General features: G+C 36.2%; 15 protein-coding genes. 12 read left to right on the top strand and 3 right to left on the bottom strand.

Features of this window, described 5'->3' with window-relative positions:
- Positions 1-28 precede the first annotated feature (28 nt).
- From ACR9EA_RS02290 to rlmN, 7 genes are all read left to right on the top strand, one after another.
- Positions 29-1,939 carry a DUF3857 domain-containing protein gene (locus tag ACR9EA_RS02290; RefSeq protein WP_435136941.1) on the top strand — a complete coding sequence of 637 codons (1,911 nt, stop codon included), beginning with the start codon at positions 29-31 and terminating at the stop codon, positions 1,937-1,939.
- On the top strand, positions 1,936-2,586 hold the full coding sequence (locus tag ACR9EA_RS02295; RefSeq protein WP_435136944.1) for a DUF3857 domain-containing protein: 651 nt from the start codon (positions 1,936-1,938) through the stop codon (positions 2,584-2,586). Before ACR9EA_RS02290 ends, ACR9EA_RS02295 begins: the two co-directional genes overlap by 4 nt.
- Before the next feature lie 139 nt (positions 2,587-2,725).
- Positions 2,726-3,976, top strand: a complete 1,251-nt coding sequence (locus ACR9EA_RS02300; protein WP_435136947.1) for a transglutaminase domain-containing protein — start codon at positions 2,726-2,728, stop codon at positions 3,974-3,976.
- A gap of 124 nt (positions 3,977-4,100) precedes the next feature.
- Entirely contained in the window at positions 4,101-4,427 is a 327-nt protein-coding gene (locus tag ACR9EA_RS02305; RefSeq protein WP_435136950.1) for a nucleotide pyrophosphohydrolase, read from the top strand.
- Between the two features lie 6 nt (positions 4,428-4,433).
- Positions 4,434-5,669 (top strand): 3-phosphoshikimate 1-carboxyvinyltransferase, encoded by a 1,236-nt coding sequence (locus ACR9EA_RS02310; RefSeq protein WP_435136953.1) that lies wholly within the window; start codon positions 4,434-4,436, stop codon positions 5,667-5,669.
- Positions 5,670-5,816: 147 nt separating this feature from the next.
- Entirely contained in the window at positions 5,817-6,866 is a 1,050-nt protein-coding gene (queA, locus tag ACR9EA_RS02315) for a tRNA preQ1(34) S-adenosylmethionine ribosyltransferase-isomerase QueA (RefSeq protein WP_435136956.1), read from the top strand.
- Positions 6,867-6,989: 123 nt separating this feature from the next.
- The gene (rlmN, locus tag ACR9EA_RS02320) at positions 6,990-8,030 is read left to right on the top strand and encodes a 23S rRNA (adenine(2503)-C(2))-methyltransferase RlmN (protein WP_435136959.1); all 1,041 of its coding nucleotides are present in this window, start codon (positions 6,990-6,992) and stop codon (positions 8,028-8,030) included.
- Positions 8,031-8,216: 186 nt separating this feature from the next.
- Here the strand turns inward: rlmN and ACR9EA_RS02325 are convergent, their stop codons facing one another.
- Positions 8,217-9,050 (bottom strand): choice-of-anchor J domain-containing protein, encoded by an 834-nt coding sequence (locus ACR9EA_RS02325; protein ID WP_435136962.1) that lies wholly within the window; start codon positions 9,048-9,050, stop codon positions 8,217-8,219.
- A 194-nt stretch (positions 9,051-9,244) separates the two neighbouring features.
- On the opposite strand from ACR9EA_RS02325, the gene ACR9EA_RS02330 reads away from it, so the two are divergent.
- From ACR9EA_RS02330 to ACR9EA_RS02345, 4 genes are read left to right on the top strand one after another with little or no spacing between them, the layout of a single operon-like run.
- Positions 9,245-10,222: a polyprenyl synthetase family protein gene (locus ACR9EA_RS02330; RefSeq protein WP_435136965.1), complete on the top strand. Its 978-nt coding sequence runs from the start codon at positions 9,245-9,247 to the stop codon at positions 10,220-10,222.
- A gap of 54 nt (positions 10,223-10,276) precedes the next feature.
- Positions 10,277-10,852, top strand: coding sequence for an RNA polymerase sigma factor (locus ACR9EA_RS02335; protein ID WP_435136967.1), 576 nt, complete (start codon positions 10,277-10,279; stop codon positions 10,850-10,852).
- Positions 10,839-11,567, top strand: a complete 729-nt coding sequence (locus tag ACR9EA_RS02340; RefSeq protein ID WP_435136970.1) for a hypothetical protein — start codon at positions 10,839-10,841, stop codon at positions 11,565-11,567. The genes ACR9EA_RS02335 and ACR9EA_RS02340 overlap by 14 nt, the downstream gene beginning before the upstream one ends.
- Before the next feature lie 48 nt (positions 11,568-11,615).
- A complete protein-coding gene (locus ACR9EA_RS02345; RefSeq protein WP_435136973.1) occupies positions 11,616-12,707 on the top strand; it encodes a hypothetical protein in 1,092 nt (363 codons plus the stop codon).
- Between the two features lie 68 nt (positions 12,708-12,775).
- On the opposite strand, the gene ACR9EA_RS02350 is transcribed toward ACR9EA_RS02345, so the two are convergent.
- Entirely contained in the window at positions 12,776-14,605 is a 1,830-nt protein-coding gene (locus ACR9EA_RS02350) for a Xaa-Pro dipeptidyl-peptidase (protein ID WP_435136976.1), read from the bottom strand.
- A gap of 175 nt (positions 14,606-14,780) precedes the next feature.
- Here ACR9EA_RS02350 and dnaG point away from each other — a divergent pair, with 175 nt between their 5' ends.
- Positions 14,781-16,736, top strand: a complete 1,956-nt coding sequence (gene dnaG / locus ACR9EA_RS02355; protein ID WP_435136979.1) for a DNA primase — start codon at positions 14,781-14,783, stop codon at positions 16,734-16,736.
- Here the strand turns inward: dnaG and ACR9EA_RS02360 are convergent.
- Positions 16,731-17,357 carry a response regulator gene (locus ACR9EA_RS02360; RefSeq protein ID WP_435136982.1) on the bottom strand — a complete coding sequence of 209 codons (627 nt, stop codon included), beginning with the start codon at positions 17,355-17,357 and terminating at the stop codon, positions 16,731-16,733. The two genes, dnaG and ACR9EA_RS02360, sit on opposite strands and share 6 nt — an antisense overlap.
- Positions 17,358-17,433 lie beyond the last annotated feature (76 nt).

The raw sequence follows: 17,433 nt of genomic DNA on the forward strand, positions 1-17,433 counted from the left end.
TAGTTTTAGGCGCTAACTTAACCTAATTATGTTTAAAACTATTTTTATAGGCTTGGCCTTGCTATGCCTTCCTACATCTGTTTTTGCCCAAACAGATTTAAGTGCTTCAACGATTACAACCGCTATTTTAAAGCAAGATTCTAATGCTTTGGTCAAGAATAACGATGTCCAAATTCATATTCTAGATTATAACAGGATGCTTGTAAAAACGCATCGGACCGTAACCATATTTAACGAGTCGGGCGATTATAAAGGATATACTTACGAGTCGTACGATGGCACTACAAAAATAAAAGTATTAGAAGCTACTGTATATAACGCGTTGGGCGAAAAAATAAAACGTTATAAAGAGAAAGACTTTAAGGATGTGGCACGAGCAGACGGTATTTCAATTTATAATGATGATAGAATTAAATACTTAGATTATGCCTCGGCAAAATATCCATATACCATAGAGTTTGTTTCGGAAGTCGAGCATAAAATGACGGCTTTTATTCCGCGTTGGTCTCCTTTAGAAGGGCATTACACAAGTGTGCTATCATCGTCGTACCAAATTATAAACGACACCAATATTCCGTTATCGCTTAAAGAGTCGCATTTAGAAGATTATAATATTACTAAGAAGGGCGAATTCCATTATGTAGCAGAAAACTTAACGGCTATTAAACCCGAAGCTTATAGCCCCGAGTTTTTTAGTTATGCTCCTTATGTAAAAGCGGCTTTGCAAACTTTTGATATGAAAGGGGTAAAAGGAGTTAATACCAGTTGGACCGATTTTGGTAAGTGGATGCATGAAAGCCTTTTGGTAAACACCAGAGAACTTCCAGAGAGTGTGAAAAACGAAATAAAAGCATTAACAGCCAACGCAACTACAAATATCGAAAAGGCGAAAATTGTTTATAATTATCTTCAAGAAAAAACCAGATATGTAAGTGTACAAATTGGAATTGGAGGATGGAAACCCATGCAAGCATCAGAAGTAGATCGTTTAAGTTATGGCGATTGCAAGGGCTTATCTAACTACACCAAAGCGTTATTGGATGTTGTTGGAGTGCCATCATATTATGCGGTTATTTATGGTGACAGAGATATTAGAAATTTCGATAAAACATTTTCTTCTACCGAAGGTAATCACGCGGTATTGACTATTCCTAATGGAGATGACTATATATGGTTAGAATGCACGAGCCAGAAAAACCCATTCGGGTATATTGGTAATTTCACAGACGATAGAGATGCCTTAATTATAACCCCAGAAGGCGGTAAAATTGTACATACCACAACTTACGAAGCGGCTCAAAACTTACTAAAAACTTCGGCTAATATACAGTTAAAGGCAGCAGGTAGCTTTAATGCTACTGTAAATATAAAATCTTATGGCACGCAATATCGAGGCACAAAAGGTATAGAAGAAGAGCTCGAAAAAGATCAGAAATTGAGATATAAAAACATGTGGGATAATGTAAACGAGCTGACAGTTGAGCGTTTTGAGTATACCAATAATAAAGATTTAGTAGAATTTACAGAACAAGTTACTGTTTCGGCAACATCATATGCGTCTAAAACGGGCAATCGCTTACTATTTGTTCCCAATATTTTTAATAAAATAACGTATATCCCACCACGTTATACTTCGCGAACTAGACCTTTAAAAATAGATCGTGGTTTTTTAGATGAAGACCAATACGAGTTTCAGCTAGACGATAATTTAGAGGTAGAAGCCCTACAGCAGCCAGTAACTTTAGAGACTAAGTTTGGAACGTATTCTGCCAGAATAGATCATTTAGAAAACGGAAATCTAGTTTACAAACGCAAGCTGTTTGTTAAAAAAGGTCTGTACCCCAAAGAAGATTATAAGGCCTACAGAGACTTTTGGGTTGCTGTTTCTAAATACGATAATGCTAAAAATGTACTATTAATTAAATCTCAAAATCAATGATTAAACTCACTAACCTACTTATTTTTTTAATTGCCAGCACTATTTATGCGCAAGACTATAAATTTGGAAAAGTTTCTGAAGCAGAACTTCAAGAAACTACAAATCCTTCAGATCCTGAAGCGCACGCCACCATTTTATATGCTAGCGAAAATGTATTTTTTCAATTTATACCAGGTAGAGGTTTTGTCGTGGTTACAGAAGTGCAAAAACGTATAAAAATTTATGATAAGGAGGGTGTAGATTGGGCCACAGAAAGTGTTGCGTTTTACGATACAGGAAACACAGAAGGCGAAGAATTGAATAACTTAAAAGGTTACACCTATTACTTGAAAGATGGTGAAGTGGAAAAAGATAAGTTAGATAAAAATAGTGTGTTTAAAGAGCGCACAAATAAATATTGGAACCAAGTAAAATTTACCATGCCTAACATTACAGATGGTTGTGTAGTTGAATTTCAATACCGAAAACAATCACCATATATTTCAATAGACGATGTTGTTTTACAATACGATATTCCTGTAAAAAAGCTGGATCTTTCGGTGCGTATTCCAGAATATTTTCACTTTAACCGATATGTAAATCCTAAATCGAGATATAATCCAGAAATCAAGCAAAGCAGAGCCAATCGTACCGAACTTATCGAGTAAATATCGACAAAATACTACTGATAATTACACAAATACTAGCACGAGTTTTAGTTCCTCGAAATGGGATTTTTCAGAAACTGTTTACGAAGCAGATTTAGAGAATATTCCTGCTTTAAAACAAGAGCCATTTATAGATAATATGGATGTTTACCGCTGTGTAATTAATTGGGAGTATGCCATGTATAAAGGCCCTGACAACCAAATTAAGAATTACTCAACCGATTGGGAAAGTGTTACAAAAACCATTTACGATCATGAAAGTTTTGGCGGACAATTATCTAAAACAGGGTATTTTGAAAACGATATCAATGCATTAATTGCCAATACACCAGATAAAACAAAACGTATAGCGCTTATTTACGATTTTGTAAAATCGAAAGTGGCTTGGAACGATTACTATGGCGATTATGCAGAAAAGGGAGTGCGTAAAGCGTATAAAGAAGGCTCTGGGAATGTAGGCGATATCAATTTAATGTTAACAGCCATGCTGCGTTACGCAGGCTTAAATGCCAATCCGGTACTAATTAGTACTAAAAGTCATGGAATTCCTTTATTTCCTACACGTAACGGGTTTAATTATGTAATAGCAGCAGTAGAGTTGCCTAACCAATTGGTGTTATTAGATGCTACCGATCGTTATGCCATGCCTAATATTTTGCCTAAACGCGCCATTAATTGGCAAGGTCGCATTGTAAGAGAGCATGGTAGCTCTGCTTGGATAGATTTAATGCATCCTTTAGGCGTAGAGGAAAGTTATGCCCTTCAAGTAAAATTTAATGACGATTTTAGTGCCGAAGGTCGAGTGCGGGCGCAATTAAAAAACACTTCAGCAATGCGTTTCAGAACAGAATATAGTGCTATGGGTACCGACGAACGTTTGCAGGATTTAGAAGAAGGAAAAGGCGAAATAGAAATCGAAAATTATAAGGTTAAAAACGAAGATATTTTAAGCGCACCAAGTCTTCAATATTCTTATAGTTTTAAATTACAAAACGCAGGCGAAATTATTGGCGAAAAAATATACATCTCTCCAATGTTGTTTTTTGCATCTGCCGAAAATGAATTTAAAGAAGAAGAGCGTGTTTACCCACTGGAGTTTACGTACCCAAGCAATTATAGCTATAATATTTCTTTAATTTTACCCGAAGGCTATAAAGTCGAGGCCTTACCAGAAAGTTCTAAAGTGAAATTTAATGGAGAAGAAGCCGAATTTACTTATATGGCTGTACAAGATGGTAGTCGTGTAGTTTTAAAAGTCAATTTCGATATAAATAACACTTTTGTCTTAGCCAACGATTATAAGCAGTTTAAGGATTTTGTGGGAATGATGGTTAACAAAGAAACCGAAAAGTTAATCTTGGTTAAAGATGGCTTGGCAGGAACAGAATAAGTCGGTTTTTTTAAAGGTTAGCTATAAATAAAATAGTAATTTTACATACTAAAGTAAACAAGTCGTCAAGTCTTCACGCTTTAAAAGCTATAAGAGTTTGGCGCTTTTTTTAATACAATTACAAATGAAACTTGAAGCTGCTCAACTAGCCGTAGATACTTGGATTAAAGAACACGGTGTACGCTATTTTAACGAGCTTACCAATATGGCTCAACTTACAGAAGAAGTCGGCGAAGTAGCCCGCATAATTGCAAGACGTTATGGCGAACAAAGTGAAAAAGAAAGCGATAAAAACAAAGATTTAGGCGAAGAATTAGCCGATGTTGTATTTGTGGTATTGTGTTTGGCTAATCAAACAGGAATTAACCTACAAGACGCTTTCGATAAGAAAATGGATAAGAAAACCAAGCGCGATCACGACAGGCATCATAATAACGAAAAATTAAAATAATCTAGCATGAACATCAGTTTAAAACACTCTAAAGTTTTACCACAGCCGCTACAAATAACCATAACAGGCTCTAAAAGTGAATCGAATAGATTATTAATTTTACAGGCTTTATTTCCAGAAATTACTTTGGAGAATCTTTCAAATTCAGATGACACTCAGGTAATGCAACAGGCCTTAAAATCGGAGGAAGCGCTTGTAGATATCCATCATGCTGGCACAACCATGCGTTTTTTAACGGCTTATTTTTCTAGTAAGTCAGGTAAATCGGTAACACTAACCGGTTCAAAACGTATGAAAGAGCGTCCTATAAAAATTCTAGTAGATGCCTTGCGTAGTTTAGGGGCAGAAATAACTTACGTGGAGAATGAAGGTTACCCACCAATAAAAATTTCGGGGAAAGCCATTACCGAGTCGGCTGTTAGTCTTCAAGCCAATGTTAGTAGTCAGTACATTTCGGCTTTAATGTTAATAGGTTCTACCTTAAAAAATGGTTTAAAATTGACTTTGGTAGGCGAAATTACTTCGGTTCCGTATATTAAAATGACACTCAATTTATTACACCAGTTAGGAATAGATGCTCATTTTGAAGGGCAAACCATAACCATATCGCCTAAAACCACATCCGTTTTGGCGAATGCCTTAACTGTAGAAAGCGATTGGTCGTCGGCGTCGTATTACTTTAGTATTGTGGCTTTAAGTGCGGTTGGTACATCTATCACTTTATCGGCATATAAGGCAAATTCGTTGCAAGGCGATTCTGTTTTAGCAGAAATTTATAAGGCTTTTGGAGTAGAAACAACCTTTAGCAATAATGCCATTACACTAAAAAAAGTGAAAGAAATTTCTAAAGAGACTAATATCACTTTAGATTTGGTTAATGCACCAGATATTGCACAAACTATTGCCGTAACTTGTTTTGGTTTAAAAATTGCCTGCAACTTATCGGGTTTACATACCTTAAAAATTAAGGAAACCGATCGTTTAGAGGCGCTTAAAACCGAAATAGAAAAGTTAGGAGGTAAAGTACATGTTACCGATAAAACATTACGATTAGAACCTGCTACAGATATTTTTGAAAATATTGCCATAGATACTTATAACGACCACCGCATGGCAATGGCTTTTGCACCTTTAGCCTTGCGTGTGCCAATGTATGTTAATGATGCCGAAGTCGTGTCTAAATCGTATCCTGAGTTTTGGAACGATCTCGAAAAAATAGGTTTTGAAATGGAATCGTATTAAAAATTAAAAGTAGAATTTCTAAATTAATTTAATAATAATCATTCATTTACTTGACAACCGCTATTGCGAGGTTGTATATTTGCACCTTGCTTAAAAATATATTGCTTGTTTTAACGTGCAATATTTTAAAAATTAAAATATCATAACATGAAATTATCACACTTTAATTTTAAACTACCTGAAGAATTATTGGCAGAATACCCGTCAGAAAACAGAGATGAGGCGCGTTTAATGGTTTTAGATAGAAAAAATCAAACTATAGAACACAAACAGTTTAAAGACCTTATCGACTATTTTAACGAAGACGATGTCATGATTCTTAATAATACCAAAGTGTTCCCAGCACGTTTATTTGGTAATAAAGAAAAAACAGGGGCACGTATTGAAGTGTTTTTATTACGAGAATTAAACGAAGAACAACGTCTTTGGGATGTTTTGGTAGATCCTGCTCGTAAAATAAGAATTGGAAACAAATTGTATTTTGGAGACGACGATACCTTGGTAGCCGAAGTTATAGATAACACAACTTCCAGAGGGCGTACCTTACGTTTCTTATACGATGGTTCTTATAAGGAATTCAGAAATAAATTAAAGATATTAGGCGAAACACCGCTTCCTAAATACATTAAAAGAGCTGTAGAGCCAGAAGACGAAGAGCGTTACCAAACCATTTTTGCGAAGAACGAAGGTGCTGTTGCTGCTCCAACTGCGGGGTTACACTTTTCTAAGCACTTATTAAAGCGTTTGGAAATTAAAGGAATCAATTTTGCAGATGTAACGCTTCACGTGGGCTTAGGAACCTTTAACCCAGTTGAGGTTGAAGACCTTTCTAAGCATAAAATGGATAGCGAAGAGGTAATTATAGACGAAAAAGCAGTAAATACTATTAATACCGGAATTAAAAATAAGCGTCGTGTATGTGCAGTTGGTACTACGTGTATGCGTGCAATTGAAAGTTCGGTATCGTCTCAAGGTACTTTAAACGAGTTTAATGGCTGGACCAATAAATTTATTTTCCCGCCTTACGACTTTAGTATTGCAAACTGTATGATTACTAATTTCCATACTCCAAAATCGACTTTATTAATGATGGTTTCAGCCTTTGCAGGTCACGATTTTATTAAGCGTGCTTACGAAGAAGCTGTTAAAGAAAATTACAAGTTTTATAGCTACGGAGACGCGATGTTAATTCTTTAATCTTCTAGCGTTTAAAATATTTCAAAGCCTTGTTAAGTCAAGGCTTTTTTTATAATTTCTAATAGGTTTAAGGTTATATAATAAACACAAACCTAAATTCAATTTCATTACTTTTGCAGTGTTATGGCAGATAAGAAAAAGGATATTCGGGCATTAACCAAAGAGCAACTTCGTGAGTTTTTCGTGGCTCAAGGCGATAAGGCATTTCGCGGTAATCAGGTGTACGAATGGTTATGGGGAAAAGGTGCGCACAGTTTTGAAGATATGACGAATGTCTCTAAGGCAACACGCGAAATGTTAGAAAATCATTTTGTCATTAATCATATAAAAGTCGATACCATGCAGCGCAGTAGCGATGGTACGGTAAAAAACGCTGTGCAATTGCATGACGGTTTGGTAGTGGAGTCGGTTTTAATTCCAACAAAATCCAGAACAACCGCTTGTGTATCTAGCCAAGTAGGCTGTAGTTTAGATTGTCGTTTTTGTGCTACAGCACGATTAAAGCGCATGCGAAATTTAAATCCAGACGAGATTTACGATCAGGTAGTTGCTATCGATAACGAAAGTAGATTATATCACGACCGTCCGCTAAGTAATATTGTATTTATGGGCATGGGCGAACCACTTATGAATTATAATAATGTACTTAAAGCTATCGATAAAATTACCGATGATGAAGGTTTGGGAATGTCTCCCAGACGTATTACGGTTTCAACTTCCGGGGTGCCAAAAATGATTCGGAAGATGGCCGATGATGAAGTAAAGTTTAAACTCGCCGTTTCGTTGCATTCGGCAATCGATGAGGTTAGAACGTCCATCATGCCGTTTAATGCTACATTTCCGTTAGCCGATTTGCGAAGTGCTTTAGAATATTGGTACAGTAAAACGAAAAGTAGGATTACCTACGAGTATGTGGTTTGGAAAGGCATAAACGATAAGCGAAAAGACGTTGATGCTTTAGTGCAGTTCTGTAAATTTGCTCCTAGTAAAGTTAATCTTATCGAATATAATCCGATAGACGATGGAGAATTTCAACAAGCCAATTCCGAGGCAATCGATATGTATGTCAAGGTTTTGGAAGCTAATAATATAACTGTTACTATACGCCGATCGCGAGGTAAAGATATTGATGCGGCTTGCGGGCAGTTGGCTAATAAGAGTTAAAAAAGAAGGCTGTTTAAAAAGTTAAAAAGGGCGTCATTCTGTGCTTGACACAGAATCTCATCATATTGAAATTCAATAATTATGAGAATCTGAAATCGAAGATTCAACGAAGTTAAATAAATTCAGATTGACGAAAAAAATCAACTTTTTTAAACAGCCTTCTTTGTTTGGTAAAGGTCTACCTAATTAATGTTTTACGAACTTAATAGTTTTTGTTTGTCCGCTAGTAGTCATTATTTTTGCTAAATAAACACCTTTGTTTAGCGTATTTAAACGAATGTGTTCTTCACTTTTAGAAAGTTGCGTCTGTAACACTTCCTGCCCTAGAATATTAAAAATGCTTACCGATGAAAACGACACTTCTGTAGAAGCTAAAACTAAGCTTTCAGAAGTTATATCGTAATAGTGTGTAATGTTTTCAAGGTTTACGTCTTGTACAGATAAGGCGTTCGATGATTGCACAACAATGTCGTCTATAGCTAAAATCCATTGATCGTTACAATTGTAATGTCTAAATGCAACATAAATGTCTTTACCTGCATAATCCGAAAGGTCTACAGAACGTGCATGGTTACCCATAACTTGTAATGTCTCCTCAAGAATAGGTGTTGTAGCAATAATAGATTCTGCATCGCTTGAAGTTGAAGCGTATACGGCATAATGCTCTTTAACTCTAGCAGAGTCATAACCTGTTCCTGCATTAAAATTTAAAGTTACATCCTTAGCGTTTTCAGGGATTGTAATTTTAGAAGTAACTAAAAGATTATCTGGAGTAATACCACCAGTATTTGCTGCCCAAGAAAATGAAGTTTCATATCTTCCGTTTAAATGTGTCATGGCTGGAGAAAAATAGTTCTCTGTTAAAACAAACCAAGAGGTGTTGTCGTTGTTTAAATCGATTTTTTGCCAGCCAACAGGAGGTGAATACGACGTGGTCGATTCAAAATCTTCCTCAAAAATCACACTTTGCGCCTGCAAAAACGAACAGGCGAAAATGAATAAAAATGTAAAATTTCTCATAATTCTCTATTTAATTTCGGCAAATATAAGTGGTAACAGATGTTTATCATAACCAATTGTTGTATAATTCCTGAAGAGTTGATAACAACTGTTGTTGATACAACTACAGCTACTCGGTTTTCAAAAATTTAAAATAGTATTTCACTTACTTTTTTATTAGGTTTGTATAGCTAATTAATCCCTAAGATTCTTTTTTGAAAATAGTAGAGCAAATAAAGCAGCCTATTGCTTACGAGATGGAACTTTTCGAACAAAAGTTTTTACTCTCGATGTCTTCTAAAGTAGCCTTACTTAATAGAATTACCCATTATATCGTTAATAGAAAAGGGAAGCAAATGCGGCCTATGTTTGTGTTTTTAGTCTCTAAAATGGTGGCTAATGGCGAGGTTAGCGAGCGTACTTACAGAGGGGCATCGGTTATCGAATTGATCCATACCGCCACTTTGGTCCACGACGATGTGGTAGACGATAGTAACCGCCGACGTGGGTTTTTCTCGGTAAATGCTTTGTGGAAAAATAAAATTGCGGTTTTAGTAGGCGATTATCTACTCTCTAAAGGTTTATTATTGTCTATAGATAATGGAGATTTCGATTTACTAAAAATCATTTCGGTTGCCGTACGCGAAATGAGCGAGGGCGAATTGCTTCAAATAGAAAAAGCCAGACGATTGGATATTACAGAGGATGTATACTACGAGATTATCAGGCAAAAAACAGCCACATTAATCGCTGCTTGTTGTAGTTTGGGCGCCGCCTCTGTTAAACCCGATTCGCATCATGTAGAAACCATGCGTAAGTTTGGTGAGCTTATTGGTATGGCATTTCAAATAAAGGACGATTTGTTCGATTACGGACAAGAAAAAATAGGAAAACCTACAGGCATAGATATTAAAGAACAAAAAATGACGCTTCCGTTAATACATGTGCTTAATAAAGTTTCTGAAAAAGACAATAAATGGTTGATAAATTCTATAAAAAACCATAATAAAGATGCCAAACGTGTAAAGGAAGTTATTGCTTTTGTAAAAGCAAATGGAGGATTGGACTATACGATTACAAAAATGGAAATGTTTCAGCAAGAAGCGCTAAAATTAATAGCACCTTATCCAGAATCCGATTACAAAAAATCACTTATTTTAATGGTGAATTATGTAATCGACAGAAAAAAATAAAATCTTCAGGCAACCTTTTTACAAGTTTTATCGTCTTTATAAATAGAAGACCAAATGAAACCGCTGTTGAAAGTTATTCAATTACATAAAAACCAAGAGTACCTTATAAAAAAGGCACTTAAAAACAGTCGAGATGCACAGCAGGCCTTGTATACTATGTTTGCACCTAAAATGTTAAGCCATTGCAGGTATTACATAAACGACATGCATCATGCAGAGGAGGTTATGCATAACGGTTTTTTTAAAGTGTTTACACAGTTACAGTCGTTTCAACATCAGGGAAGTTTTGAAGGCTGGGTTCGTAAAATTATGACCCGCGAGGCTATCTCGTATTTAAGACAAAAAAAGCAAATGGTTTTTACAGAAACCGAGCATGCCTTAAGTGAAGAATCACCTGTTCTTGCAGATTCGCAATTATCTGTTGAAATCATTCAGAATGCGATAGATGGTTTACCAGAGGGTTATAAAACGGTGTTTGTTATGTATGCGATTGAAGGCTATAAGCATCATGAAATTGCTTCGGAATTACAGATCTCTGTAGGGACATCTAAATCGCAGTTATTTAAAGCAAGACAATTGTTACAACAGCAATTAGAAGAATTAAACGCTACACATTATGGTACAAAATAAGTTTGAAAATAGTATGCGTGAGCAATTGGAAGCTCGTAAACTGCCAACTCCACAAAATGGGTGGCACGAACTTCAAGGGCGTTTGGATAAACACGATACTCAAAAAAAATATAAGAAGTGGCTAATGTATGTGGGCATTGCGGCAAGTGTAGTAGGTGTGGCTCTAGTTAGTTTTTTTATGTTTAAATCAAATACAACTCACCATATTGTAACCGATGTTCAGTCTGTGGAAAACCCAAAGGTGGAGCAGATGCCAACGACTTCAAAAATGAAGGTTGAGGAGCTTAATACAGTAGAGAATATTAAGGGAAATAGGTCTTTGGTAGTCACCGAGACTAAGCCTAAAGAACATATTGAGGTAGCCAATCCAGCACAAAATAAGATAGCTAAAGATAAAAAGGTTCTTCAAAATACAACAGCTGAAAATTTAGAGGCTAATGGTATAGCTTCAGGTAATACAATAGTTTCAGAAGCGTCATTTCAGGAGTCAGAACAAATTACCGATGCTTATTTAGAAGATTTGTTAGAAGAGGCAAATCAAGATCTTCAAATACAGCAGCAAGGTATAAAGCGAGCTAAACAAACCGTAAATGCCGAAGTATTGTTAGAAGGGGTAGAAAACGATATAGAACATAGTTTTAGAGAAAAAGTTTTCGACGTAGTTAAAAAAGGTTTTGGCAAGGTAAAGACCGCCGTAGTGGAGCGTAACAAATAGTATCATCAATCATCATTCAATAATAAACATCAAAAAAAACGAACAGTTATGAACACAATTACTAAAATTGCTGTGTTTTGGAGTGTCTTTGTATGGGCATTTCAAATGCAAGCACAAGAACCCGTTGCTAAAGATTCGCTTAGTAGTAAATCTATAGAAATATTAAAAGCAGAAAAATCAGAAGTTAGAACTCAAGAAAAGGAATTGTTAAAACAAGAGGTCGAGTCTATTAACCAGAAAGTAGATGCAGGGTATATTACTACCGAAGAGGGCGAGATTTTAAAAAAGGAAGCTGCCAAAAAAAGGGCGTTGAACATTGCAAGTCGCGAAGAAATTATAGATAATAAAATCGATCTATTACAGCGTAATACAGAAAGTTATACGTTTGATGACGACGGACAAATTATTATTGAAATAGGTAAGGATTATAAAACCGATACCTTGCCTAATGATACATATTTTTATATTGGGCCAAAAAAGCGAAAACCTCCAGTGTACGATAGGCGTACTACTAGCGATTTGGTATTTGCTATTGGTTTTAATAATGCGCTTATAGAAGGAGAGAGCCTTGGCGATTCGCCATATAAATTGGGCGGGTCTGGTTTTGTAGAATTGGGTTGGGCTTGGAAAACACGTGTTTTCGAAAATTCGAATGCGTTGCGTTTTAAATATGGTATTTCGTTGCAATGGAATAAATTAGATATTAAAGATAATATGTATTTTGAAGAGCAAGGCGATTTTGTAAACTTGGTAGAATATCCTTATCATGTTAGAAAATCTAAGTTTAGAACGACCAATTTGGTTTTTCCCATTCATTTTGAGTTTGGTCCTTCAAAGAAAATCGAACACGACGATTATTTTAGATACTCTACTCATAAAAAAATCAAGTTTGGTATAGGAGGCTATGGCGGATTTAATATAGCATCGCTTCAAAAAGTAAAATATTACGACGATGGTAATAAAGAAAAAGAAAAATATAAAAATTATGATGCAGTAAACAATTTTGTTTACGGTGTGAGTAGTTATATGGGTTGGGGAGATATAGGTCTGTATTTCAAATACGATTTATCGCCAATTTTTAGGAATCAGGAATTCGATCAGAATAATATTTCTTTAGGGATTCGTTTCGATTTAGATTGATAGTAAAAAGCCACAAACCAGAAGCTTTAAGTCTGATTTGTGGCTTTTTTAATTGTAACTATTTAAAATTATTGCACTGCTTTTTTAAAGGCTTTTTCTCCACCAACAATAGGTAAGGTTATTGAAGTGTTTTTTAAGTCTACAGTCAATTCAGTGCCAGGTTTTGGAAGTAAAGTAAATTGATTGTCGCTAGAAAAAATCATTAAACCAATTTGTTGGCCTTTAGGAATAATTTGATCGTCGGGTTGTAAATCAAACGTTAGTTTATAAAATTCTCCAGGAGTAAGCGGTTCGCTTTCGTAAATCGATTTGTGGTTTTGAGGATCTGCCCAACCTCGTGTAATAATGTTATCGGTAATTTTTGCCTCGGCATTAGTATTCCAAGGTAGCGAAACTAACCAAACCGATAGGTTGGCTGCGGGTTTGTTGCTGGACAAATTAATACGTAAGGTAGATAGCCCCGAAATATGAAGATCTTCTTGTAATGGCGCTGTAACATAAAAAAGACGGTGTTTGGATGTTGTAGATTGCGCTAAAGAATCGCCAGAAAAATTAGCATCGTCTATTAACGTTTCTTGTATAGCTGTATTTTGTTTGTTTAGCGATAGGCGTCCAGCAGAGCGACCACCTTCACCTAGATATAATGTAACATTTTTAGCATCAGGGTTTGGGTAATCTGCATAGGCAGTTGGTTCTAAGCGGTCATCATTTTCTCTTACAATCCACGCCTTGCTATCGTCTTCAACACCATTGTCTATGCCAAATAAGTAATGGGTAAACCAACGGTTCATGATGCGCATTGGTGGTGGGCCGCCGTGCCCTTGTTGATGATAGTAAATTTGAACATCTAAACCTTTATCTTTTGCAGCCTTGTAAATTCTATAACTATGCTCTGGCATAACGTTCCAGTCATTAAATCCGTGAGACATTAAAAGGGCTGCTCTCATAGGTTCCATATCGTTTAAATAATCGCGTCCTGCCCAAAAATCGTTGTAATCGCCAGTAATTCTATCTTGACCGTTTTTCATTTCTGTATCGCGAATCATTTTATTGCTATACGCACGTTTCGATTCATCTCCGCTGTGTATAAAGTCGTAAAGCACATCAATATCTTCTCCTAAATAGCCCCCTGGCGAGCGCACTAAACCATTAGAACGGTAATAGTGGTAGTACGAAGTGTTTGGCGCAACAGGAATAATGGCTTCTAAGCCTTCAACTCCAGTGGTGGCAGCTGCTAAGGGAATGGTGCCGTTGTACGATGTCCCCGTCATTCCTACTTTTCCAGTAGACCAATACGCTTTTATAGTGTCGTTGCCCTCGCGTGTGGTAAAGCCTTTGGCGCGTCCGTTTAACCAATCGATAACTGCTTTTGGAGCCAACGATTCGTTATCGCCACCAACAGTTGGTGAACCATCGGATAAACCTGTGCCTGGCGAGGACGAGTGTACTACGATATAGCCTTTTGGTACCCATTGTTTAATTTGGGAGTTAGAAATAATAGGGCGTTTGCCTACTCGGGTTACCTCTGGGTGTAAATGTGGCTTGCTAGTTTCTCCTAGTTCGTGGTGTACATCCCAAAACGCACCAGGTACATCTGGCGCAACACCAGCATAATACGGACTGGATTCGTAAATTATCGGTAGTTTTAAACTATCTGTCTCGGTTTGCTTTGGTCTGGTAACGGCAACATGCATACGGTCTAATTTGCCATCGCCATCGGTATCAAATTCTGTTTCTACCCACAAATCGTGTCTAATCCAATCTTCAGAATTACTGAATTCGGGAACAATTTGGGCTTCACCATCTTTAAAAATGGGTGTAACCTGTTGCTGTGCTATACCAATAAATTGGTAGCAGGCAAGAAAAGTAAACAGGAGTGGTGTTAAAAGTCTTTTCATTATAAATATTAAAATTGATTATTAAGGGAATAAACTACTAATTTACGGTTTTAATTATTAATTAGGCGTCTTAAATTATCCAATAGGAGTACAAAATTATTCCTTTAGGTTTTCTGTCTATTTATAGCTTTGCGTTATATTTGTAAACACTTTTTTAATTAAATCCCTTATCAGTTTGATTTCAAAAAACACTATAGATCAAGTATTCGAAACCGCCCGATTAGAGGAGGTGATTGGTGATTTTGTGCAATTGAAAAAGTCGGGAAGTAATTTTAAAGGGTTAAGTCCGTTTAGCGACGAGCGCTCACCGAGTTTTATGGTATCGCCAGTAAAACAAATTTGGAAAGATTTTTCGAGTGGTAAAGGTGGTAATGTTGTGGCATTTTTAATGGAGCACGAACATTTTACTTACCCAGAAGCGATACGTTATCTCGCAAATAAATACGGTATAGAGATAGAAGAAACCGAGCAAACCGATGCCCAAAAGGAAAAGGCCGATAAACGCGAGAGCTTATATCTGGTAAGTGAATTTGCCAATACTTATTTTCAGAAGATTCTGCATAAAACCGATGCAGGACAGGCTATTGGTTTAAGTTATTTTAAAGAGCGTGGGTTTACCACCGAGACCATAAAAAGTTTTGGTTTAGGTTATGCTTTAGATGAGTGGCAAGCCTTTAGCGATGAGGCCTTAAAACAAGGTTATAAATTAGAGTTTTTAGAAAAAACTGGGCTAACCATAGTAAAAGGCGAGAAGTATTTTGATAGGTTTAAAGGCCGTGTTATGTTCCCTATACAAAGTATGAGCGGTCGTATTTTGGGGTTTGGCGGTCGTATTTTGGTAAACGACAAAAAAGCAGCAAAATATGTGAATTCTCCCGAGAGTGAAATTTATTATAAGAGTAAGGTGCTTTACGGTATTTATCATGCCAAACAAAGCATTGCTAAGGAAGATAATTGTTTTTTAGTTGAAGGGTATACCGATGTTATTCAGTTTCATCAAACGGGTATTACAAACGTGGTGTCGTCTTCAGGTACAGCATTAACACCAGAGCAAATTCGATTAATTAATAGGCTTACTAAAAATATAACCGTATTATTTGATGGTGATGCTGCGGGAATGCGCGCTTCGATTAGAGGTATAGATTTAATTCTGGAGCAGGGTATGAACGTAAAAGTGTGTACTTTTCCTCAGGGCGAAGATCCCGATAGCTTTGCTAAAAACAATACCGAAGAGGAACTGCGAGAATATTTAGAGACCAATGCCAAAGATTTTATTCAGTTTAAGGCGTCGTTACTGGTTGAAGATGCACAAAACGATCCTATAAAAAAGGCCGAAACCATTCGCGATATCATTCAGAGTATTTCCAAAATTCCAGACCGCATTAAACAGGAAGTGTATCTGCAGGAATGCGCAAGAATTATGGATATTAGTGAAGCGGTACTGTTTAGTTCGTTGGCACAGTTGGATAATAAAGACAAAGGCGGAAATGTAAAAGCCGAAAAGGAACAGCGTGCTTTTGAAGTCGTTAAAAATGAAGCTCCAGCCAAAAAGGTAGACGTTCAGTATCTTTTAGAGCGTAAAATTATTGAAATTCTATTGCTTTACGGTAATCGGGAAGAAGATTTTGAAGATCTTATTTTAAAAGAAAACGATAAAGGCGATCTGGAATTAGAACCGGTAGTACAGCAAGCAAGAGTATTCGAAAAAATATTTTTAGACCTTCAGGAGGACGAAATGCAATTTGGTAACGCCATTTTTAAAACGTTGTATTATACCATTATTGAAAAACTAAACCAAGATCCCGATTTTGTTTTAGAGCAGTTTGTAAATACAGTCGATATCAATTTAGCTGAAGAAATTACCAGTATTTTAATGGACGACGAACGTTATGCTTTGCACGACTGGCACCGAAAAGAAATATTTCCGAAACAGAAAACAGATAGTGTCGCGCAATTGGTTAGCGAAACCATTTTAAATTTACGTTGTTTTTTAATAGACCAGAAAGTACTCGAATTTCAAAAGGCAACGTTAGAGCATTTAAACGAAAGCAACCGTAATATTTTAGAAGAAGTTAAAGACTACTCGGGATTAAAAATGTTGTTGTCCCGTAAGTTAAACCGGGTGTTATGATTCCAGAAGCTTTGCTTGATTAAGTAAGTCTACCAGATTAGACACATGTAGCTTTTTCATTAATCGAGCCTTGTATGTACTAACCGTTTTTTCGTTAATATCTAATTCGCTAGCAATATCTTTATTTTTTTTACCAATTGATAGTAGTTTTAATACTTCGACCTCTCGGGTAGATAGCTTTTTGTATAACGATCCTGTTCGTGTAACCCGTTCGCCAAATGCTAAGCGGTGCGTAAGGTCGTTGCTTAAATAAATACCACCTTGTTTAATTTTTAAAATGGCCTCTTTAAGTGTTACCACATTTGCTGTTTTAGAGATATACCCCGATGCGCCAGCTTTTATGGCACTCATAGCATAAACCTCTTCTGGATGTGTGCTAAAAATTAAAACCTTTATGTTTGGAAACTCTTTTTTAAGGCGTCTTAATGCGGTAATGCCGTTTAATTTTGGTAAGTCAATTTCAGAGATTATTATATCTACAGGAGTAGATTTTAAGAAGTCGAATATAGATTCGCCGTCATCAACACCGCCTTCAACTTGAATGTTTGGAGATGTTAAAAATAATAATTCTAGCCCTTTACGTATAATCGGATGATGATCCGCTACCAACAGTTTTATCATAATTTCAAATGTTTTAAAAGAATGACTGTTGGGGCACAGATTTCTATTTTAAAAATCCAGTCAATGTAAATATAAA

It is taken from the genome of Formosa sp. A9, from assembly GCF_051200825.1.
Lineage (GTDB): Bacteria > Bacteroidota > Bacteroidia > Flavobacteriales > Flavobacteriaceae > Formosa.